Source organism: Vogesella amnigena, from assembly GCF_042648905.1.
GTDB classification, from domain to species: Bacteria; Pseudomonadota; Gammaproteobacteria; order Burkholderiales; family Chromobacteriaceae; genus Vogesella; species Vogesella amnigena.
Window position 1 is genome coordinate 115745 of record NZ_JBHRYH010000017.1, and the last position, 20286, is coordinate 136030.

The window sequence follows — 20286 nt, forward strand, 5'->3', positions numbered from 1 at the left end:
GTGCGCCGTTTTCATGCGGCCAAGGTTGGCCGCAATATCACGAAAGCCTTACACCCGCTCGCCCCACAGGTCGTGCTCGCTGGAATCCACGATCTCGACCTCGACAAAGTCACCCGGCTGCAGATCCGCACCATCCTCGATGAACACCAGACCATCGATTTCCGGCGCGTCGGCATAGCTGCGGCAGACGGCGGTGCCGTCTTCGTCGATTTCGTCCACCAGCACAGTGCAGCGGCTGCCGATACGGGCGGCCAGACGCGCGGCGGAGATTTCCGCCTGCACTGCCATGAAGCGTTCCTTACGGTCTTCCTTCACCTCTTCCGGCACCGGCTCGGCCAGCTCGTTGGCCGCAGCGCCTTCCACCGGCGAGTAGGTGAAACAGCCGACGCGATCCAGCTGCGCTTCGCGGATGAAGCTCAGCAGTTCTTCGAAGTCTTCCTCGGTTTCGCCCGGGAAGCCGACGATGAAGGTGGAGCGGATCACCAGCTGCGGGCAGATCTCGCGCCACTTCTTGATGCGGCCGAGCACGTTCTCGCTGTTGGCCGGGCGCTTCATCAGCTTGAGTATCTTCTGGCTGGCGTGCTGAAACGGGATATCCAGGTACGGCAGGATCTTGCCTTCCGCCATCAGCGGAATGATCTCGTCCACGCTCGGGTACGGGTAGACGTAGTGCAGGCGCACCCAGATGCCGTGCTTGCCCAACTCCTCGCACAGCTCCAGCAGGCGGGTCTTGATCGGACGGCCGTTATAGAAGCCCAGCTTGTACTTGGCATCCACGCCGTAGGCGGAGGTGTCCTGCGAGATGATCAGCAGCTCTTTCACCCCGGCCTTGGCCAGGTTGGCCGCCTCGGCCAGCACGCTGTCGATCGGGCGGCTATCCAGGTCGCCGCGCATCGACGGGATGATGCAGAAGGTGCAGCGATGGTTACAGCCCTCGGAAATCTTCACGTAGGCGTAGTGCTTGGGCGTCAGGCGCACGCCGATGTCCGGCACCAGGTCCACGAACGGGTCGTGCGGCTTGGGCAGATGGGTGTGCACATGCGTCATCACCTCGTCGGTGGCGTGCGGGCCGGTGATGGCCAGCACCGACGGGTGCGCCTCCTTCACCACGTCGCCCTTGGCACCCAGACAACCAGTCACGATCACCTTGCCGTTCTCGTTCAGCGCTTCGCCGATGGCGTCCAGCGACTCCTGCACCGCGGCATCGATGAAGCCACAGGTGTTGACCACCACCAGGTCGGCACCGTCATAGGTGCCGGAGATTTCGTAGCCCTCGGCGCGCAGGCGGGTAAGGATCTGTTCTGAATCGGAGGCGGCTTTCGGGCAGCCCAGGCTTACGAAACCGACTTTCGGTGCAACTTGCGACATGTAAACGTCAACCCTGATAGATCAAAAATACACAAAGCCGGGCCCTGCAAGGCAGGGTCCGGCTATTGTAAGGTGCTGCGGATTATAGGAAAAACCGCAGCGGAACAAAATAGGCTACGACTATTTTTTCTCGTCGTCCTGGCTCGGCGGGTAGGCCGGGAAGCCGAAGCCGCTGAACATGGTGCGCGCCTGCTCCTGCATGCGGTTCTGCATGTCCAGGAACATATTGGTGCTCTGGTCCAGGTAGCTGGTCATCATGTTCTGCATCGCCGGGCCCTGGAAGTTCAGGAAGTCGGACCACAGCTTGGCGCCCAGCATCGGGTTGTCGCCGTACATGGTCTTGGCCTGCTCCTGCATGCGTTGCTGCAGCTGCGCGAACATCTGCAGGTTCTTCTCCAGGAACGGGCCCATCATGCCCTGCATGGCCTGACCGTAGTAGCGGATGAACTGGGTCAGCACTTCGTAGCTGAACATCGGCGAGCCACCGCTCTCCTCTTCCAGGATGATCTGCAGCAGCACGCTGCGGGTGATGTCCTCGTGGCTCTTGGCATCCAGTACCTGGATGTCCACGTTATCCAGCACCAGTTGCTTCACATCTCCCAGCGTGATGTAGGAACTGGTGGCGGTATCATACAAACGACGGTTCGGATACTTCTTGATGACCCGCTTCTCAACACTCATGTATCACTCCCAGCATTATCGTTTTGTTGTGTGCCGCCACATTACCATATTTGCAACACACTAGAGCAAATCTCCTAGTCGCAATTGCTGCACTACGCTAAGATCGCCTTGTCATTGTGCAGCGCACAATAAAGACCCCAGATATTTTGCGTTGCCACAGCAATAAAAACAATGCCTGCTGCCTCGTGACCCACGTTCTACCATTAACTGAGTGAGGGTTTGAAACATGAATACCAACGAACAACTGAACAAACTGTCCGTGAATGCACTGGACATCGCTTTCCGCATGGCACAAATCTCGCTGGAAAGTGCCGAGAAATTCGCCAAGCTGAGCCTGGAACTGTCCAAGCAATCACTGGAAGACAACGTGAACCTGGTGCGCGAACTGGGCGACGTGAAAGAGCCGCAACAAGCCGTGAGCAGCCTGAACCAGCTGGCCGCCCGCAACCTGGAGCAGGCAGTTGCCAACTCCCGCAATGTGTACGACATCGTGTCGCAAACCCAGGCCGAACTGGGCAAGCTGGCAGAAGAAAACTTCAGCGAACTGAACAAGAACGTGATCACCAATCTGGAGACCCTGACCAAGAATGCACCGGCAGGCTCCGAGACCCTGGTGAACAGCCTGAAATCTGGCCTGGCTGCCAGCACTGCTGCCCTGCAGACCCTGACCAAAGCAGGTCAGCAGGTTGCCGAGTTCGCCGACAGCAGCGTGAAAGCCGCCACCAGCGCCACCGCCGATGCGGTGAAGAGCGCAGCCAAGCGCGCCAGCTAAGCCATTAGCAAGCAACAGCAAGGGCCGTCACAGACGGCCCTTTTGCTTTGACTTCAATAACAAAAGGCCGTCACAAGACGGCCTTTTGTTCACTCTTGCGGCCAACCCCGTTGGCCGCAAGCCCGGCTTACACCGACAGGTAGGACGACTGCTTCAGCCCGCGGCAGAACTCGGCAAAGTACACCGAACGCTCCTCGCTGTTCAGCCCGGCCATACGTGCCTTGCCTTCGTAGCGATTCAGAATCTCCTCCGGCGACAGGTGCACGTAGCGCAGCATGTCTTCGATGGTGTCGTGCTCTTCCACACCCTCGAAGCTCACCTTGCCGCCTTCGCGCACGTACACGTTCACCGAGTCGGTATCGCCGAACAGGTTGTGCATGTCCCCCAGGATCTCCTGGTAGGCACCCACCATGAATACCGCAATCAGGTATTCCTCGCCCGGCTCTACCGCGTGCACCGGCATGCTGGATTCGATGCTCTGCTGGTCAACGTAATGCTTCACCTTGCCGTCGGAGTCGCAGGTCAGATCCTGCAGCACCGCGCGGCGGGTCGGCTGCTCGTCCAGGCGATGCAGCGGCATGATCGGCAGCACCTGGTCGATGGCCCAGGTATCCGGCAGGCTCTGGAACACCGAGAAGTTGCAGAAGTACTTGTCGGCCAGCTTTTCGGTCAGCTCGTCGTACACCTGGCGCTGCGAGCGCTGGCTGGCGGTGAGCTGCGCCTGCAGGCGGCGGCACAGTGCGGCCTGCACCTGCTCGGCCAGCGCTTTTTCCTTCAGCGTGATGCGGCCTTCGGCGTACATATCCGATACTTCCGAGCTCAGATGGCTGGCGCGGTAGTAGGTCTCGGTAACCATTTCGGCATCGGTCAGGCTCATCAGCTCGAACAGCTTGCGCACCGGCTTGGGCAGCGCCTGCACATCCGCCACTTCCGGCACGGTATCCGGCAGACGCTCCACGTCGGTCACGTTCATCAGCAGCACGGCGTGGTGCGCGGTCATGGCGCGGCCGGACTCGGAGAAGATGCGCGGATGCGGAATGGCGTTCTCTTCGCAGAACTCATGCAACATGGACACGATCACGTTGGCGTATTCGTCCATGTCGTAGTTGATGGAACTGGCATTGCGCGAGTGGGTACCGTCGTAATCCACCCCCAGGCCGCCGCCCACGTCCACGTGATCCACCGGCAGGCCCAGCGCGCGCAGTTCGCCGAAATAGCGGATCGCCTCGCGGAAGCCGGCGCGGTAGTCGGCGATGTTGGCGATCTGCGAGCCCATGTGGAAATGCATCAGGCGCACGTTGTCGCCATGACCCGCCGCCACCAGCTTGTCCACTGCGGAAATCAGCTGTGCCGCCGACAGACCGAACTTGCCCTTCTCACCACCGGTATCCGCCCACTTGCTGGAAGCCAGCGACGACAGCCGCACGCGCAGGCCGATATTGGCCTTCACCCCCAGCTTGGCGCTTTCCTGGATCAGCAGGTCAACTTCGGATTCCTTCTCGATCACCACGAACACTTCGTGGCCCAGGCGCTGGCCCATCAGCGCCAGACGGATGAAATCTCGGTCCTTGTAGCCGTTGCAGACAATGGTGCCCCCCTTGGGTGACAGTGCCAGCACCGCCATCAGCTCCGGCTTGGAGCCGGCCTCCAGACCGATGGACACATCCTGGGTGGCGATGATGCTCTTCACCACCGCCTCCTGCTGGTTCACCTTGATCGGGTAGATGGCGGTATAGCGATTGCCGTAGTTCTGCCCGGCAATGGCATTGTCGAAGGCGCGGCACAGCCGGGTAACGCGATCCTGCAGGATATCGGGAAAGCGGACCAGCAGCGGCATATCCAGCCCCTTGTCCGCCAGCGTATGCGCCAGCTCGTGCAGATCGATCTCGCGATGGTGACGCGCGTTGGGGCGCACTTTGACACAACCGTTGTCGCCGACATTGAAATAGCCAGCACCCCAGTGCCGGATGCCATACAGGCTCCGGCTATCCGCCACAGTCCAAGCCATGAAAGGATTTCCTAATCATTCAAAAATGGAAAACTGCTCCTTAGTGCGCGGCTTTCGGGCTAAGAAAGCTTCATGTGGGCCTGGGATGTCGGAGCGCGCAATAAATTGGCGGTTGTCGCCAAAAAACGAGCGCGGATTTTAGCAATCTCACGCCCCTTGACAAGCAGAATTTTGCCGCGTCCATTTTAATGAACATGGATGACAAGGCCAGCAGGCTGGCCTCGCCACTATACGCCCGCCATGTGAATGTTTTTTAACAGGTTTATGCCAGAAACCGGCAAAAGAAAAGCCGGGGTGTTTCGTGCATGATATTCGACACCACCCCGGCACTATTTGCCTCAATCGTTTACAGGTGATCCTGCAAGCGGTACCAAGCCATGCCCAGCACCAGTGCCGGCGTGCGCAGCAGCTTGCCGCCTGGGAATTTGCGATGCCGCAGCCGCTCGAACATCGCCAGCCTGCTGTCGTCGCCGGCAATCGCCTCGGCAATGACCTTTCCCGCCAGACCGGTTACCGCTACGCCATGGCCGGAAAAACCCTGGGCGTAGTAGACGTTGGCCGCAAGCCGGCCGAAGTCCGGCGCCCGGTTCATGGTGATATCGCAGAAGCCGCCCCAGGCGTACTCCACTTTGGCATCGGCCAGTTGCGGAAATACCCGCAGCATGTCCTGACGCATGGAATGGGCCAGATTGGCAGGCTCACGACCGGAGTAGCTCACCTTGCCGCCAAACAGCATGCGGTGGTCACTGGACAGGCGGTAATAGTCCAATACGAAGTTGGTATCGCACACCGCCATATTGTTGGCGATCAGACCCTGCGCGCGGTCTTCTCCCAGCGGCTCGGTGGCGATCACGTAAGTTCCCACCGGCATGATGCGGTCTTCCAGTTTGCCGGACAGCGCGCCGACATAGGCATTGCAGGCCAGCACCAGCTGACGGCAACGCACGCTGCCCGCCTCGGTGCGCACCAGCGGCGCTTCGCCTTCAACGTAATCAAGCACCGGCGTGCGCTCGTAAATGGCCACTCCGGCCGCACGCGCCGCGCGTGCCAGGCCCAGCAGATAATTGAGCGGGTGGATATGCCCGGCCAGTGGGTCATACAGCCCGCCCTGGTAACGATCCGAAGCCAGCAATGCGGCCAACTGTTCCCGATTCCACAGCTGATAGTGCTCATAGCCATAGAAATCCTGCGCCTCGCGCTGCCAGTTCAGCAGATCCTGAAAATGCGCCGGCTTTACCGCGGCATTGCAGAAACCACGCGTCCAGTCGCAGGCGATATCGTGCTGACGCACCCGCTGCTCGATGATTTCCACCGCCTCCAGCGACATGCGCCACATGCGACGGGCACCGTCATCGCCCAGTTGCTTGCGCAAGGTATCCATATCGCAGGCAAAGCCGGCAATCACCTGACCGCCGTTGCGACCAGAGGCCCCAAAACCGATCTGCGAGCCTTCCAGCAACACCACACTCAGGCCCTGCTCTGCCAGGTTCAGCGCTGTCGATACCCCGGCCAGCCCGCCGCCCACCACGCAGACATCACACTCCACATTACCCTGCAGCACGGCCCCGGGCTCCCAGGGGACAGCGGTAGCGGCGTAATAGGATGGCGCGTGTGCTTGATGGGCAAATGTCAGCATAAAGACCTCGTGTAGTGTGGTTGCAGGACAGGATCAGGGAAACGCAATACTGGGAAGCAAGATAATCACCTCATGACAGTGGGCTGTCGTTTGGGCATGAAAAACGGCGAAGCCACCAGGCCTCGCCGTCAAAGGAGCAATGCAATCAGCTGGTGGCGCCGAGCGAGGCACCGTTATTGCTGCTGCCGGGCACATCGTTCTCGCGCATGGCGGCGGCGATTGCCTTGTCGCGCTTGCGCTGTGCATTCAGCATCAGGTAGTTGGCCACCAGCACCACGCTACCCACCACCAGCACGGTGATGGCAGCCAGCGCGTTGATCTCCGGGTTCAGGCCAAGGCGCACCTTGGAGAAGATCACCTGTGGCAGCGTGGTGGAACCCGGGCCGGACAGGAAGGCGGTAGTCACCAGGTCATCCAGCGACAGGGTGATGGACAGCAGGAAGCCGGAGGCAATTGCCTGCGACACCAGCGGCAGCGTGATCACGAAGAAAATCTTCAGCGGCCGCGCGCCCAGGTCCATGGCGGCGTCTTCCAGGTTCTTGTCGATCTCCAGCAGACGCGAGCGCACCACCACCGACACATAGGCCATGCACAGCGTGGTATGCCCCACCCAGATGGTGAAGAAGCCACGCTCGGACGGCACGCCAATGAACTGCTCCAGCGAGATGAACAGCAGCAGCATGGACAGACCGGTAATCACCTCCGGCATCACCATCGGCGCGGTCATCATGCCGGCAAACAGCGTGCTGCCGGTGTAGCGCTTGAAGCGTGCCAGCACGAAGCCGGCCACGGTACCCAGTACCACCGCAGCAGTGGCGCTAGCCAGCGCGATCTCGATCGACAGCTTCACCGCGCTGATGATCTGCTCGTTCTGGAACAACGAGCCGTACCACTTGGTGGAGAAGCCGCCCCAGACCGTTACCAGCTTGGAGTCGTTGAACGAGTACACGATCAGGCTGACGATCGGGATATACAGGAACAGGAAGCCTACAGTCAGTACGCCCTTGAGGAACGGGGACAGTTTGTTGCCGTTATACATTGCCCTTACCCTCCAGCTCACGGGTCTCATAGCGATGCAGCAAGGCGATCGGCACGATCAGCAGCAGCACCATGATAATGGCCACGGAGGCAGCCATCGGCCAGTTGTTGTTATCGAAGAATTCGTTCCACAGCACCTTGCCGATCATCAGCGTATCGGTACCGCCCACCAGCTCCGGAATCACGAATTCGCCCACCGCCGGAATGAACACCATCATCGAACCGGCAATGATGCCGTTCTTGGATAGTGGCAGGGTAATGGCGAAGAATGCCTTGATCGGCCCAGCCCCCAGGTCGGCCGCAGCTTCCAGCAGACGCACGTCCATTTTCACCAGGTGCGAATACAGCGGCAGGATCATGAATGGCAGGTAGGCATACAGCATTACCAGGTACAGCGAGAAGTCGGTGTGGAACATGTGCAGCGGCTCGCTGATCACCCCCAGCGACAGCAGGAAGTTGTTGATCAGGCCGTTTTCGTTCAGCAGCCCCATCCAGGCATAGACCCGCAGCAGGAAGGAAGTCCAGAACGGCAGCATCACCAGCATCAGCAGCACATTGCGGCGCGCCGGGTCGGTGCGGGCAATGGCATAGGCAATCGGGTAGCCCAGCAGCAGACACATCACGGTGGTGAAGAACGCCACCTTCAAGGAAGACAGGTAGGTTGCCGCATACAGCTCATCGGTAAAGATGAAGCTGAAGTTGCCGAAGTACAGCGACAAACCGCGGATCACCCCCTCCTCTTCCTGCAGCAGGCTGGTGAATGGCGGAATCGCCAGATCCTGCTCGGCGAAGCTGATCTTCAGCACGATGAAGAACGGCACCAGGAAGAACAGCAGCATCCAGGTATAGGGAATGGCAATCACCGCCGTCTTCCCCAGCCTGAACTTGGCTTTCATTTTCAACAGGCTCATGACCGTCTCCTTAGCGCGTCAACACCACCGGCATGTCCGCACGCCAGCTCACGTACACCGGGTCGCCCCAGGTCGGCGCCTGCACATTGTTCTCGTGCCAGTGGTTGGCCGACACCATGGACTTCACCACTTTGCCGCTGCCCAGCTTGACGTGATAGATGGAGAAGCTGCCAAGGTAGGCGATATCGTCCACCACGCCGCGCGCGGTATTCGGCCCGGCCGGCGGCGGTGCCACATGCACGTGGATGTCTTCCGGACGCACGCTGGCCCATACCTGCATGCCCTTGGGGCCGGTAATGCCGTGGTCGATCAGTACGCGGCCGCCCAAGTCGGGAGACTCGATCTCCACGCGATCCGGCTCATCCACCACCACCGGGCCGGAAAACATATTGGTATCGCCAATGAATTCTGCAGTGAAACGACAGTTGGGGTAGTCGTAGATCTCGGCCGGCGTGCCAATCTGCAGCAACTGGCCTTCGGACATGATGCCGATGCGGGTGGCCATGGTCATGGCTTCTTCCTGATCGTGGGTCACCATGATGCAGGTCACACCCACCTTTTCCAGGGTGTTCACCAGCTCCAGCTGAGTCTGCTGGCGCAGTTTCTTGTCCAGCGCGCCCAGCGGCTCATCCAGCAGCAGCAGCTTCGGACGCTTGGCCAGGCTGCGAGCCAGCGCCACGCGCTGCTGCTGACCACCGGACAGCTGGTAGGGCTTGCGGTTGGCGTACTTGCGCAACTGCACCAGATCCAGCATTTCCATCACGCGGGCATCGATTTCACCCTTGGGCAGCTTGTCCTGTTTCAGACCGAAGGCAATGTTTTCCGCCACGCTCATGTGCGGGAACAGTGCATAACTCTGGAACATCATGTTGATCGGGCGCTCGTACGGCGCCAGGCCGGTGATGTCTTCACCATCCAGAATGATCTTGCCGGAGGTCGGGCGCTCCATGCCGGCCAGCATGCGCAGCAGGGTAGATTTGCCGCAACCGGAGCTGCCCAGCAGGGCAAAGATCTCGTTCTTGCGGATTTCCAGCTCCACGCCGTCAACGGCGGTGGCGTCTCCGAACTTCTTCACCACGTTGCTGATACGCAGGTAGGGCGTCTCAGTTTGAGAAACAGCAGACTGTTTACCAGTTTCCACCATGATATTTCTTCCCGAATGGAGGCTGTTGCGCCTCCGGTAATTTTCAAACAGCTGTACAAGCGGCCCAAGGCCAACCCTACCCCGCGTTACCGGAGCACGGCAAGACACCGTGATCCGGCTTTTGTCGCCGCAGGGCAATTGCCGTGCGAAAGCGCAAGAACCGGGGCCGCCGGCCAGGGGGCGCATCATAGCATTTGCCCACCAGCCAGGGCGCCAAGGCCGCCCGGATGCAGGCCGAGGCAGATTCCCCGCACCCCACCAGCCAGCAGTGAGCGCAACAGCAGGCTACCCCACGTTTAATAAAATTGACAAGAGTGCTGCAAGAAAATTAACGGATGCTTTTTTTGGCGCCACAACAAGCACTTACACATTGCAGTGCAGCAAAATCATCACCAGACAGGGAGGGCGAGCAGAAAAAAACCGGCAGGCGTTTAAATACTCAAACACCAGCTGCGCCACGCACCAGATCGGTGCCAGCAATGGCATCAGCGATGTACAGCACGCTACCTTGCTGTTTCTTGGCGGCTTTTTTGGCCAGGGTTGCCGCCGCTGCCACTTGATAGTGCGAGTCATAGTCACCGGCGCGCACCATAAGCACGCCCACCGACACGCTGGTGAGCGGGAAAAAGCGGGGCTGCCCATGGCGATCCGCCACATGAAAGCCGCCAGCATGCCGGTCGGCCGGGCAAAACAGCTGCAATACCTGCCGATCGAAGCGCTGCAACACCAGCCGCAAGCGCTGCTGCCAGTTGCAACTTTGCAACAGCAGCACAAAGTCATCACCACCGATATGGCCGACAAAGTCCGCTCCGGGCGCCACCGCTGCCTGCAGCAACTCCCCCAGCAGCCGGATCATGTCATCCCCGGCGCCGTAGCCGTAGTGATCATTGAACGGCTTGAAGTGATCCAGATCCACATATGCCACCACAAACGGGCGCTGCTGTTGCAGCAGGCGCGTGACCTGATCATTGATAGGCACATTGCCGGGCAGGCCGGTAAGTGGGTTGGCATAGCGCGCGGCCAACAGCTGCATCTCGCTGATGGCGCGCACCAGGTCCTGACCGGTACCCATGCCCAGGTAGCCGGTATCACCCACGATGATGAAACCATCGACCAGGTGCCGGCGTTCAGCCGCAGCCACCAGCACGGACAGGGTTTGCAAGTCGGTATCGGCCGTCACCACCAGCGGCGAGCGGTCGGCCAGCGCCAGGCAGGGCTTTTTCGCCAGCAGTTCGCGCGAAAACGGCTTGGCGAACGATTCCAGCACATGCAGCCTGGACAACAGCCCTACCGGCCGCATGCCGGACAGCACCGGCAGCGCGAACAGCGTCGGGCTGCCGGCAAACAGCCGGTACGCCTCATCGCAGCTGGCGTGCTCACTCAGAAACGGCACCTCGCACAGCAACTCCCGCACGGTGCGCCCACCGCCGGCGCGGGCCGGCACCAGGTCTGGCAGCAGGTAACTGGCAGCAAGCTGCGGCTGCGCTGCCGGCCTGGCCACCAGATAACCCTGCCCCATCACCACCCCGAGTTCGCACAGCACCGCCAGCTCCTCCGCCAGCTCTATCCCTTCGGCCACCAGCACCGCCCCCGCCGCACGCGCCATGTCCAGCAGCGAACGGACAAACTGCAACTTCAGGGCATCCTGATGAATCTGCTGTACGAAATACTTGTCCAGCTTGACCAGGTCAGGCCGTAGCTCCGACCACAGCCGCAGATTGGAAAACCCCTCTCCCAGGTCATCCAGCGCCAGTCGCACACCAATTCGCCGCAGGTCCGCCGCCACCTGGCACAGGGCGGGATAGCCCGCCCGCGGCTGCATCTCGGTCAGCTCCAGCACCACCCGCTCCGGCGGCAGCGCTTGTGCGGCCAACAGCCGGGCCAGCTCCTGCGCCGGCAGATGCCCGTCCAGCAAGGTATCCGGAATCACGTTCACGAACAGCGTTCCCGGCAGTTGCTGACGGGCAAACTCGGCCAGCACCATCTCCACGCAGGCGCGATCCAGCTGCCCCTGCAGCCCCAGCCTGGCGGCATGTTCGAACAAGGCCACCGGCGAATGTAGCAAGGTATTGGACGGCCCGCGCACCAGCGCCTCATAGCCGACCAGCCCGCCACCACCCAGATAGACAATGGGCTGGAACACCACCTGGATCAGACGGTCTTGCAGAATGCGTGCCAGCAATGCCGGCAAGCTTGCAGGCAGGTCGGCAGCCGCAACGGGAGTAGCCAAGGAATGCATATTCAGAGTCAACAGAAGCACTAGCGGAAGGCAGCCACTATAGCCACGCTATGTGACAGCCTTGGGTCAGCCCCACCGCGCCGCGGCTTTGCATCTAGAATGACAACACTACCGGGAGAATCCACATGCCATTCGCCACCATCCAGCAACGCCAGCTGTATTACGAGATCAGCGGCAGCGGCACCGACACCCTGCTGCTGTTCAACGGCCTGACCATGAGCACGCTGGCATGGGGCTTGATGACACCGGCACTGGAGCAACGTTTCCGGGTGCTGCGGCTGGATTTCCAGGGCCAGGGCCAGAGCGAGCAGACACCAGCCGAGTACTACCCACTACCACAGCAGGCCGACGATGCCGCCGCGCTGCTGGAAACACTGGACATCGGCCCGGTGTACCTGGTTGGGCTGTCCTACGGCGGCATGGTGGCGCAGCACTTTGCCCGTCGCCACCCGGGCAAGCTGCAGCGACTGCTGCTGGCCTCCACCCTGGCGTGGTCGGACGCGGTGAACGAGCAGATTTCCGCCAGCTGGAGCCAGGCGGAACAGGCCGGCGGTGCCGACCTGCGCTTCGACATCAGCCTGCCATGGCTGTTTTCCAGCCGCTTCTTCGCCACCGCCAGCGCCATGCTGCCGGACCTGCGCCGCATTTCCGCCGCTACCGGCTGGGGCGCGATCCAGCGCATCATCGGCGGCGTGCTGCAGCATGACGCCCGCAGCTGGCTACAGGACATCCGCACGCCAACGCACATCATTGTCGGCGACGAAGACCGGCTGACGCCGCTGTACCAGGCGCAGCTGCTGCAACAGGGCATTCCCGGCGCCACGCTGGCGGTGCTGCCGGGCGCCGGCCACGCCATCCACCTGGAAGCGCCGCAGGCGTTCTGCCAGCAGATATTCCAGTTCGCCAGTCGCGATACCTGAGCAGCAGCCCGGTACTTGCGCAGATGCGCCATCAACATTCGCAGCCGTGACAGCGCTCTGGCTGGCCGCACGGCTTTGCTTAGAATGGGGCATCTCAAAAAGGAGCGCGCATGAACCCGTTTGCCCCCGCCCGCGATTTTCTCGACCTCACCCTGCAAGGCCACACCCCGCAACAAACCTCCTGGCACACCCCGGCGCTGCAGGCGCAGTGGCTGGGTCACGGCCTGCTGCAGCTCACCCCGCATGCGGCCAACCCGCAGCAGGAGCAGATCCTGCTGTCCACCGGCATCCACGGCAACGAGACCGCCCCCATCGAGATTCTCAACAGCATCATCAACGACCTGCTGAACGGCGCGCTACCACTGGCCTGCCGCATCCTGGTGGTGCTGGGCAACATTCCGGCGATGCAGAGCGGCAAGCGCTTTGTCGACTACGACATGAATCGCCTGTTCGATGGCGCACACGCGAAACAGCCGGATGCCAGCGAGGCCCGCCGTGCCGCCGAGCTGGAACAGGCAGCCAGTGCCTTCTTTGCCGCCGCGCCGGCGGGCGCCCCGCGCCGTCACTACGACCTGCACACCGCTATCCGCGGCTCGGTGTTCGAACGCTTTGCCATTTACCCGTTCATCCATGAGCGCCAGCACAACCGCGAGCAGCTGGCCTGGCTGCGCGCTGCCGACGTGGAAACCGTGCTGCTGCACAGCAAGCCGGCAGCCACCTACAGCTACTACACCAGCGAACGCTGCGGCGCCGATGCTTTCACCCTGGAGCTGGGCAAGGCACGCCCGTTCGGCCAGAACGAGCTGGCGCGCTTCACCGGCATCGACCGCGCACTGCGCGAGCGACTATCCGGCCACGGCACCACGGCCACCCCGGATATCAGCGGCATGCGCCTGTTCAAGGCCAAGTACGACATCGTCAAGCACAGCGGCGAATTCGTGCTGCACCTGGCCGATGACGTGGAGAACTTCACCGCCCTGCCGCACGGCATGACAATCGCCGAAGACGTGGAAGTACGCTACGTGGCCGATGGCGGCGAGGAACGCATCCTGTTCCCCAACCCCAAGGTGGGCATCGGCCTGCGCGCCGGCATCGTGATCGAACCCGCCAGCCTGGACTGACACATATCCACAGGCAAACAGGGAAAAAGCTGTGGATATCCTGTTAGCCGAGCAAAAAAAATGCGCGGCGTCAGCAATTTGCTGGCGCCGCGCATTTTTAATGCAATTTTCTTTAAACCAGCAACTTGCCAGGGTTCATGATGCCATCCGGATCAAATGCCGATTTCAGGCTGCGCATCAGCGCGATTTCCTGCTCGCTGCGGCTAACCGACAAATAGTCACGCTTGAGCAGCCCCACGCCATGCTCGGCCGACATGCTGCCACCAAAGTCGCGCACCAGCGCGAACACCTGCTCGTTCACCTGCTCGCAGGCATCGCGGAACGCCTCCAGCGGCAACGCAGATGGCTTCAATACATTGATGTGCAGGTTGCCATCGCCGATGTGGCCATACCAGATCACTTCAAAATCCGGATAGTTGGCCGCCAGCAGCGCATCCAGCGAGGCAATGAAGGCCGGCACCCGGCTGATATTGACGGCGATATCGTTCTTGTACGGCGTATACGGGGTAATGCTTTCGCTGATGCTCTCGCGATAGGCCCACAGCTCGCGCGCATGCTGCAGTGACAAGGACATCACCCCATCCAGCACCCAGCCCTGCTCCAGACAGCGCTCGAACAGTTTCAGTGCCGTGGCATCGCCGGCATGCGCCGGGTCATCCAGCTCCAGCAACACGTAGAACGGCGCCCTGGCCTCGAATGGCGGCGGCAGATGACCGCGCGCCAGCACATGGCCCAAGGCCTGATCGGAGAAGAACTCGAATGCCGACAGGGTAATCCCCTCCCGAAACACCTCGAACACCCGCATCACATCGGCCAGCGCCGGCAGTGCCAGCAGCAACACCGCCTGCGGCGCTGGCGGCAGCGTCAGGCGCATGGTGGCACCCACCACAAAACCCAGCGTGCCTTCCGAGCCGATGAACAGGTGCCGGAAGTCGTAGCCGGTATTGTTCTTGGCCAGGCCGCGGTTCAGCTCCAACAGCTCGCCGGCGCCAGTCACCACCGTCAGCCCGGCCACCCACTCGCGGGTCATGCCGTAGCGGATCACCTTGATGCCGCCGGCGTTGGTGGCGATATTGCCGCCGATCTGGCTGCTGCCGCTGGAGGCGAAATCCACCGGGTAACACAAGCCCTTGTCGGCGGCATACTGCTGCAAGGCGGCGGTCACCACCCCGGGCTCGCACTGCACGGTACGCGCAATACGATCGAAGCTGCCGATGCGATTCATGCGCTCGAACGACACCACCAGTTCGCCATTCGCAGCCACCGCGCCACCGGACAGGCCGGTACGGCCGCCGGACGGCACCAGCGCCACCTTGTGCTCGCGCGCCCAGCGCACGATGCCCTGTACCTCGGCCACCGTGGCCGGCATGGCGATGGCCAGCGGCGCCGGCGGATAGTAGCGGGTCCAGTCCTGGCCGTAGTGGCGCAGGCTGTCTTCATCGGTACGCAGCACAAGCTGCGGCAAAGTCTGGTGCAGGCGGGCAAGTGGCGGGGACACTGGTTTCTCCGGACGAATGGCACACCCCTGGCGGGCGGGATTGCAGCGATGCTACCACGCGCGCCATGACTGCCCCGTGAACGGTTGGCAATAAAAAAGGCTGGCCTGCGGCCAACCTTCGTCCATCCAGGCTCAACAGCGCTCAGAAGCGGTTGATTTCCTTTTCCGACGCCTCGAACACCACCGCCGCCGGCCCCACGATCAAGGTATCCGGCCGCAGAATGGCTTCGTTCTTGTCCGGGTACGGCAACTGCCACAGGAAGTGGCGCAGGCAGTTGAGCCGCGCACGCTTCTTGTCGTCGGACTTGATCACCGTCCACGGCGCATCGCCGGTATCGGTATGGAAGAACATCGCCTTCTTGGCTTCGGTGTACTCATCCCACTTGTCCAGCGACTGGATGTCGATCGGCGACAGCTTCCAGTGCTTGAGCGGATCATCGCGGCGCGATACGAAGCGGCGCAGCTGCTCCTCGCGGCTCACCGAGAACCAGTACTTGAACAGGCGGATGCCGCTGTTCACCAGCATGCGCTCCAGCTGCGGCGTCTGGCGCATGAATTCCAGGTACTCCTGCGGCGAGCAGAATCCCATTACCCGCTCCACGCCGGCCCGGTTGTACCAGCTGCGATCGAACAGCACGATTTCACCAGCCGTGGGCAGATGCGGCATGTAACGCTGGAAATACCACTGGCCACGCTCCTGCTCGGTGGGTTTTTCCAGTGCCACCACGCGGGCGCCGCGCGGGTTGAGATGCTCGGTAAAGCGCTTGATGGTGCCACCCTTGCCGGCCGCATCGCGCCCTTCGAACAGCACCACCACCTTCTGCCCGCTGGCTTTCACCCAGCTTTGCACCTTGAGCAGCTCGATCTGCAGCAGCGCCTTCTGCTTTTCGTACTCCGGGCGCTTCATCCGCGTGCGGTACGGATAATCGGCCGGCAACGGCGCCGAGGTACTGTCCTCGCTGCTACCACGCGGAGCATGCGCCACCTGCAGCGCCACCGGCTGCTGGCTGACGGCCTCGATCTCCTGCGCCGCCGCCTCGCGCTTCGCCGCTCCACGCGACGGCGCGCGCTTGCGCGCAGGCTTGGCAGCAGGGCTGTCCGTTGCCGCGGCCGTGGCCTCCGGTTCCGCCAGAGCCTGGAGTTCCAGTAGTGTCTTGTCGTTCATGGCATGCCTTACGGTGGGGGTGACAAGTTCATGCTACGCCGCAAGCCAAATGTGACGACAACATTACCCGCATGCCGTTTGACATGCCTCAAGCCGGCCGGCCTGCCCGCACGGACAGCGGCCGCCACGGAGAAAACTACGGTGAAACAGCGCAATCAGGTTACAATTGCGCGTTAATCCAATACCGCATTCACTATCCGATGTCCGCAGAAAACAACGCTCCGGTAATCAGCAATTTCATCCGTGCCATCATCGACGAGGACCTGTCCTCCGGCAAACACAGCAGCATCGTCACCCGCTTCCCGCCGGAGCCGAACGGCTACCTGCATGTGGGGCATGCCAAGTCCATCTGCCTGAACTTCGGCCTGGCCGAGGACTACCAGGGCCAGTGCAACCTGCGCATGGACGACACCAACCCGGAGAAGGAATCCGACGAATACGTGCAGTCCATCAAGGACAGCGTGGCCTGGCTGGGTTTCCAGTGGCATGGCGAGGTGCGCTACGCCTCCGACTACTTCCAGCAGCTGTACGACTACGCCGTGGAACTGATCCAGGCTGGCAAGGCCTTTGTCTGCGACCTGAACGCCGAGGAAATGCGCGCCTACCGCGGCAGCCTCACCGAACCAGGCCGCGAAAGCCCGTACCGCGGCCGCAGCATCGAGGAAAACCTCGACCTGTTCACCCGCATGAAGAACGGTGAGTTCGCCGACGGCAGCAAGACCCTGCGTCTGAAGATCGACATGAGCTCCGGCAACGTGAACATGCGCGACCCGGTGATCTACCGCATCCGCCGCGCGCATCACCACCGTACCGGCGATGCCTGGTGCATCTACCCGATGTACGACTACACCCACTGCATCTCCGACGCGATCGAGGGCATCACTCACAGCCTGTGCACGCTGGAGTTCGAAGACCATCGCCCGCTGTACGACTGGGTGCTGGACAACATCAGCATCGGCTGCCACCCGCGCCAGTACGAATTCTCGCGCCTGGAGCTGCTGTACGCGCTGACGTCCAAGCGCAAGCTGAACGCGCTGGTGACCGAAGGCAAGGTAAGCGGCTGGGACGACCCGCGCATGCCCACCATCGAAGGCATGCGCCGCCGCGGCTACAGCCCGGCCGGCATCCGCCTGTTCTCGCAGCGCATCGGCGTGTCCAAGGGTGAGAACATCATCGACATCAGCGTGCTGGAAGGCGCAGTGCGCGAGACGCTGGAAAGCGAAGCCCCGCGCGTAATGGCCGTGCTGGACCCGATCAAGGTCACCCTGACCAACTTCGAGGATGGCGTTACTGCCAGCCGCAGCGCACCGTTCCACCCGCACCACCCGGAATTCGGCGAGCGCGAAGTGCCGATCGCCCGCGAGATCTACATCGAGCGCGAAGACTTTGCCGAAGTGCCGCCGCCGAAGTGGCAGCGCCTCACCGCCGGCGGCGAAGTGCGCCTGCGCTACAGCTACGTGATCAAGTGCGACGAAGTGATCAAGGATGCCAGTGGCAAGGTAGTGGAGCTGAAGTGTTCCATCGACCACGACACACTGGGGCAGAACCCGGTTGGCCGCAAGGTGAAGGGCGTGATCCACTGGATCTCCGCCAGCCACGCGGTGGAAGCCGAAGTACGCCTGTACGACCGCCTGTTCACCGAACCGCGCCCGGACGCGGTACGCGGCGAAGATGGCGAGTACGTCGACTTCATGCAGTTCCTGAACCCGGACTCGCTGCAGACCGTTACCGGCTACGTGGAACCGGTAGTACGCGACGCCGCACCGGAAACCCGCTACCAGTTCGAGCGCATCGGCTACTTCGTGACCGACCGCTTGCAGCATCAGCCGGGCAGCAAACCGGTGTTCAACCGCACCGTGGGCCTGAAGGACTCCTGGAGCAAGTAAGCCACACCTACCGGCTGGCCGCGCAGTATTTCGTTAAATTGCGACCAGCCGTTATCATGAAAGCGGCATGCACCTTACAGTGCAGGCCGCTTTTGCTTTGCAGCAAGGATTCGTTGCCGGTTTACGCATAACAGGGGCCCACATGAACACACGCCACACCGCCATCAGCCTGACCATTGTCGCAGCACTGTCCGCCCTGCCCGCCGCCACCCAGGCCGCGCCTCGCCAGGACCACAGCTACCGCATCACCATCATCCACACCAACGATCATCACGGCCGCTTCTGGAAGAACAGCGACGGCGAGTACGGCATGGCCGCGCGCAAGAACGTGATCGACCAGATCCGCGCCGATGTGCGCATCCACGGCGGCTACAGCCTGCTGCTGGATGGCGGCGACGTGAACACCGGGGTGCCGGAATCGGACATGCAGGACGCCGAGCCCGACTTCAAGGGCATGAATCTGCTGGGCTATGACGCCATGGCGGTGGGCAACCACGAATTCGACAAACCGCCGGCGGTGCTGGCCAAGCAACGGCAATGGGCGCAGTTCCCGATGCTGGCGGCCAACATCTACCAGCACGGCAAGCGCATGTTCGCGCCTTACAAGATCTTCGATCTGGGTGGCGTGCGCGTGGCGGTAATGGGTTTGACCACCGACGACACCAAGAAGCTGACCAACCCGGAAAACACCCAGGGTATCGAGTTCCGCAACCCGGCACGCGAGGCGGCACGACTGCTGCCAACACTGCGGAAGCAGGCCGACGTGATCATCGCCGCCACCCATATGGGGCATTACACCGATGGCAACCACGGCGTGAATGCACCGGGCGATGTGGAAATGGCGCGCCAGGTGCCGGGCCTGAATCTGATTGTCGGCGGCCACAGCCAGAACCCGGTGTGCATGCTGGCGGAAAACCGCCGCAACGATGCCTATGTACCGGGTAGCGACTGTGCACCGGATCGCCAGAACGGCGCCTGGATCGTACAGGCGCACGAATGGGGCAAATACGTTGGCCGCGCCGACTTCGAATACCGCAACGGCGAATTCCGCCTGCTGCAGTACCGGCTGATCCCGGTCAACCTCAAGAAAAGCGTGAAAGGCGAAGACGGCAAGGATCGCAAAGTCAGCTACAGCGGCGACATTCCGGAGCACAGCGAGATGCTGGCGCTGCTGCAGCCCTACCAGGACAAGGGCCAGGCGGTGCTGGGCGAGCAGCTGGGCAGCAGTGACGGCAGGCTGGAGGGCGATCGCGCCATCGTGCGCAAGCAGCCCACCAACCTCGGCGTGTTCATTGCCAGCGTGATGAAGGACAAGGCCCGCGCCGACTTCGCCATCATGAACTCGGGCGGCATCCGCGATTCGCTGCCGGCGGGCAAGATCAGCTACAAGGACATCCTCAAGGTGCAGCCGTTCGGCAATACCCTGGTGTACATCGACATGAGCGGCGCCGAGGCGCTGGACTACCTGAAAGCGGCCGCGAAAATGAGCCCCGGCTCGGGCGCCTTTGCGCAGTTTGCCGGTGTCACCCTGCGCATCGTCGGCGGTGAAGTGCAGCAGGCGCTGATCGGCGGCCAGCCGATCGACCCGGCACGCCGCTACCGGCTGGCGCTGAACAACTTCACCGCTGCCGGCGGCGATGGCTACCCGCGCCTGAACACCCATAAGGGCTACGTCAACACCGGCTACACCGATGCAGACCTGATGCGCGGCTACTTTGCCAGCCATGGCAGCATCAGGGTGGCCGACTTTGCACCCGGCGATGCGGTAACGCGGCAATAAGCAAGCGGTGCGATACACAATGCCGGCCAAGTGCCGGCATTGTCGTTACAAACTCGACGCATCACGCCTGCCCCTGCAACAAGTTTGCCTGTAAAATCCCCCGGTTAATTTTGGCGGCC

The 20286-nt window shown here is 61.9% G+C and carries 15 protein-coding genes; 5 read left to right on the forward strand and 10 right to left on the reverse strand.

Features of this window, described 5'->3' with window-relative positions; translation table 11 throughout:
- Positions 1-48 precede the first annotated feature (48 nt).
- Both rimO and phaR read right to left on the reverse strand, forming a co-directional pair.
- Positions 49-1368 (reverse strand): 30S ribosomal protein S12 methylthiotransferase RimO, encoded by a 1320-nt coding sequence (rimO, locus tag ACFOKJ_RS07790; RefSeq protein WP_390278175.1) that lies wholly within the window; start codon positions 1366-1368, stop codon positions 49-51.
- 120 nt (positions 1369-1488) lie between these two features.
- Entirely contained in the window at positions 1489-2049 is a 561-nt protein-coding gene (gene phaR, locus ACFOKJ_RS07795; protein WP_390278178.1) for a polyhydroxyalkanoate synthesis repressor PhaR, read from the reverse strand.
- 226 nt (positions 2050-2275) lie between these two features.
- Here phaR and ACFOKJ_RS07800 point away from each other — a divergent pair, with 226 nt between their 5' ends.
- Entirely contained in the window at positions 2276-2821 is a 546-nt protein-coding gene (locus tag ACFOKJ_RS07800; protein WP_390278181.1) for a phasin family protein, read from the forward strand.
- A 127-nt stretch (positions 2822-2948) separates the two neighbouring features.
- On the opposite strand, the gene speA is transcribed toward ACFOKJ_RS07800, so the two are convergent.
- The 6 genes from speA to ACFOKJ_RS07830 all read right to left on the reverse strand — a co-directional run bounded on the left by speA (position 2949) and on the right by ACFOKJ_RS07830 (position 11797).
- Positions 2949-4829, reverse strand: coding sequence for an arginine decarboxylase (speA, locus tag ACFOKJ_RS07805; protein WP_390278184.1), 1881 nt, complete (start codon positions 4827-4829; stop codon positions 2949-2951).
- 346 nt (positions 4830-5175) lie between these two features.
- Positions 5176-6465, reverse strand: coding sequence for an NAD(P)/FAD-dependent oxidoreductase (locus ACFOKJ_RS07810; RefSeq protein ID WP_390278187.1), 1290 nt, complete (start codon positions 6463-6465; stop codon positions 5176-5178).
- Between the two features lie 145 nt (positions 6466-6610).
- Positions 6611-7504 (reverse strand): ABC transporter permease subunit, encoded by an 894-nt coding sequence (locus tag ACFOKJ_RS07815; RefSeq protein WP_390278190.1) that lies wholly within the window; start codon positions 7502-7504, stop codon positions 6611-6613.
- A complete protein-coding gene (locus ACFOKJ_RS07820) occupies positions 7497-8414 on the reverse strand; it encodes an ABC transporter permease subunit (protein WP_390278193.1) in 918 nt (305 codons plus the stop codon). The genes ACFOKJ_RS07815 and ACFOKJ_RS07820 overlap by 8 nt, the downstream gene beginning before the upstream one ends.
- A gap of 10 nt (positions 8415-8424) precedes the next feature.
- Complete coding sequence (locus ACFOKJ_RS07825; protein ID WP_390278196.1) at positions 8425-9558, reverse strand: ABC transporter ATP-binding protein; 1134 nt, start codon at positions 9556-9558, stop codon at positions 8425-8427.
- A 439-nt stretch (positions 9559-9997) separates the two neighbouring features.
- On the reverse strand, positions 9998-11797 hold the full coding sequence (locus tag ACFOKJ_RS07830; protein ID WP_449369336.1) for a GGDEF domain-containing protein: 1800 nt from the start codon (positions 11795-11797) through the stop codon (positions 9998-10000).
- Between the two features lie 125 nt (positions 11798-11922).
- Here ACFOKJ_RS07830 and ACFOKJ_RS07835 point away from each other — a divergent pair, with 125 nt between their 5' ends.
- Both ACFOKJ_RS07835 and astE read left to right on the forward strand, forming a co-directional pair.
- Positions 11923-12717: an alpha/beta fold hydrolase gene (locus ACFOKJ_RS07835; protein ID WP_390278202.1), complete on the forward strand. Its 795-nt coding sequence runs from the start codon at positions 11923-11925 to the stop codon at positions 12715-12717.
- A gap of 110 nt (positions 12718-12827) precedes the next feature.
- Complete coding sequence (gene astE, locus ACFOKJ_RS07840) at positions 12828-13838, forward strand: succinylglutamate desuccinylase (protein ID WP_390278205.1); 1011 nt, start codon at positions 12828-12830, stop codon at positions 13836-13838.
- 112 nt (positions 13839-13950) lie between these two features.
- On the opposite strand, the gene ACFOKJ_RS07845 is transcribed toward astE, so the two are convergent.
- Both ACFOKJ_RS07845 and ppk2 read right to left on the reverse strand, forming a co-directional pair.
- Positions 13951-15336 carry an FAD-binding oxidoreductase gene (locus ACFOKJ_RS07845; RefSeq protein WP_390278208.1) on the reverse strand — a complete coding sequence of 462 codons (1386 nt, stop codon included), beginning with the start codon at positions 15334-15336 and terminating at the stop codon, positions 13951-13953.
- Between the two features lie 142 nt (positions 15337-15478).
- The gene (gene ppk2 / locus ACFOKJ_RS07850) at positions 15479-16501 is read right to left on the reverse strand and encodes a polyphosphate kinase 2 (RefSeq protein WP_390278211.1); all 1023 of its coding nucleotides are present in this window, start codon (positions 16499-16501) and stop codon (positions 15479-15481) included.
- Positions 16502-16701: 200 nt separating this feature from the next.
- Between ppk2 and ACFOKJ_RS07855 the strand changes: the two genes are divergently transcribed.
- Both ACFOKJ_RS07855 and ushA read left to right on the forward strand, forming a co-directional pair.
- Positions 16702-18387, forward strand: coding sequence for a glutamine--tRNA ligase/YqeY domain fusion protein (locus tag ACFOKJ_RS07855; protein WP_390278214.1), 1686 nt, complete (start codon positions 16702-16704; stop codon positions 18385-18387).
- A 142-nt stretch (positions 18388-18529) separates the two neighbouring features.
- Positions 18530-20167, forward strand: a complete 1638-nt coding sequence (gene ushA, locus ACFOKJ_RS07860; RefSeq protein ID WP_390278217.1) for a bifunctional UDP-sugar hydrolase/5'-nucleotidase UshA — start codon at positions 18530-18532, stop codon at positions 20165-20167.
- Positions 20168-20286 lie beyond the last annotated feature (119 nt).

What these genes read in the sequence shown, in the direction of transcription:
- rimO (WP_390278175.1), bottom strand. Translation starts at nt 1,368, where the DNA reads ATGTCGCAAGTTGCACCGAAAGTCGGTTTCGTAAGCCTGGGCTGCCCG.
- ushA (WP_390278217.1), top strand. Translation starts at nt 18,530, where the DNA reads ATGAACACACGCCACACCGCCATCAGCCTGACCATTGTCGCAGCACTG.
- astE (WP_390278205.1), top strand. Translation starts at nt 12,828, where the DNA reads ATGAACCCGTTTGCCCCCGCCCGCGATTTTCTCGACCTCACCCTGCAA.
- ACFOKJ_RS07820 (WP_390278193.1), bottom strand. Translation starts at nt 8,414, where the DNA reads ATGAGCCTGTTGAAAATGAAAGCCAAGTTCAGGCTGGGGAAGACGGCG.
- ppk2 (WP_390278211.1), bottom strand. Translation starts at nt 16,501, where the DNA reads ATGAACGACAAGACACTACTGGAACTCCAGGCTCTGGCGGAACCGGAG.
- ACFOKJ_RS07825 (WP_390278196.1), bottom strand. Translation starts at nt 9,558, where the DNA reads ATGGTGGAAACTGGTAAACAGTCTGCTGTTTCTCAAACTGAGACGCCC.
- ACFOKJ_RS07855 (WP_390278214.1), top strand. Translation starts at nt 16,702, where the DNA reads ATGTCCGCAGAAAACAACGCTCCGGTAATCAGCAATTTCATCCGTGCC.
- speA (WP_390278184.1), bottom strand. Translation starts at nt 4,829, where the DNA reads ATGGCTTGGACTGTGGCGGATAGCCGGAGCCTGTATGGCATCCGGCAC.
- ACFOKJ_RS07815 (WP_390278190.1), bottom strand. Translation starts at nt 7,504, where the DNA reads ATGTATAACGGCAACAAACTGTCCCCGTTCCTCAAGGGCGTACTGACT.
- ACFOKJ_RS07800 (WP_390278181.1), top strand. Translation starts at nt 2,276, where the DNA reads ATGAATACCAACGAACAACTGAACAAACTGTCCGTGAATGCACTGGAC.
- ACFOKJ_RS07830 (WP_449369336.1), bottom strand. Translation starts at nt 11,797, where the DNA reads ATGCATTCCTTGGCTACTCCCGTTGCGGCTGCCGACCTGCCTGCAAGC.
- ACFOKJ_RS07835 (WP_390278202.1), top strand. Translation starts at nt 11,923, where the DNA reads ATGCCATTCGCCACCATCCAGCAACGCCAGCTGTATTACGAGATCAGC.
- ACFOKJ_RS07810 (WP_390278187.1), bottom strand. Translation starts at nt 6,465, where the DNA reads ATGCTGACATTTGCCCATCAAGCACACGCGCCATCCTATTACGCCGCT.
- phaR (WP_390278178.1), bottom strand. Translation starts at nt 2,049, where the DNA reads ATGAGTGTTGAGAAGCGGGTCATCAAGAAGTATCCGAACCGTCGTTTG.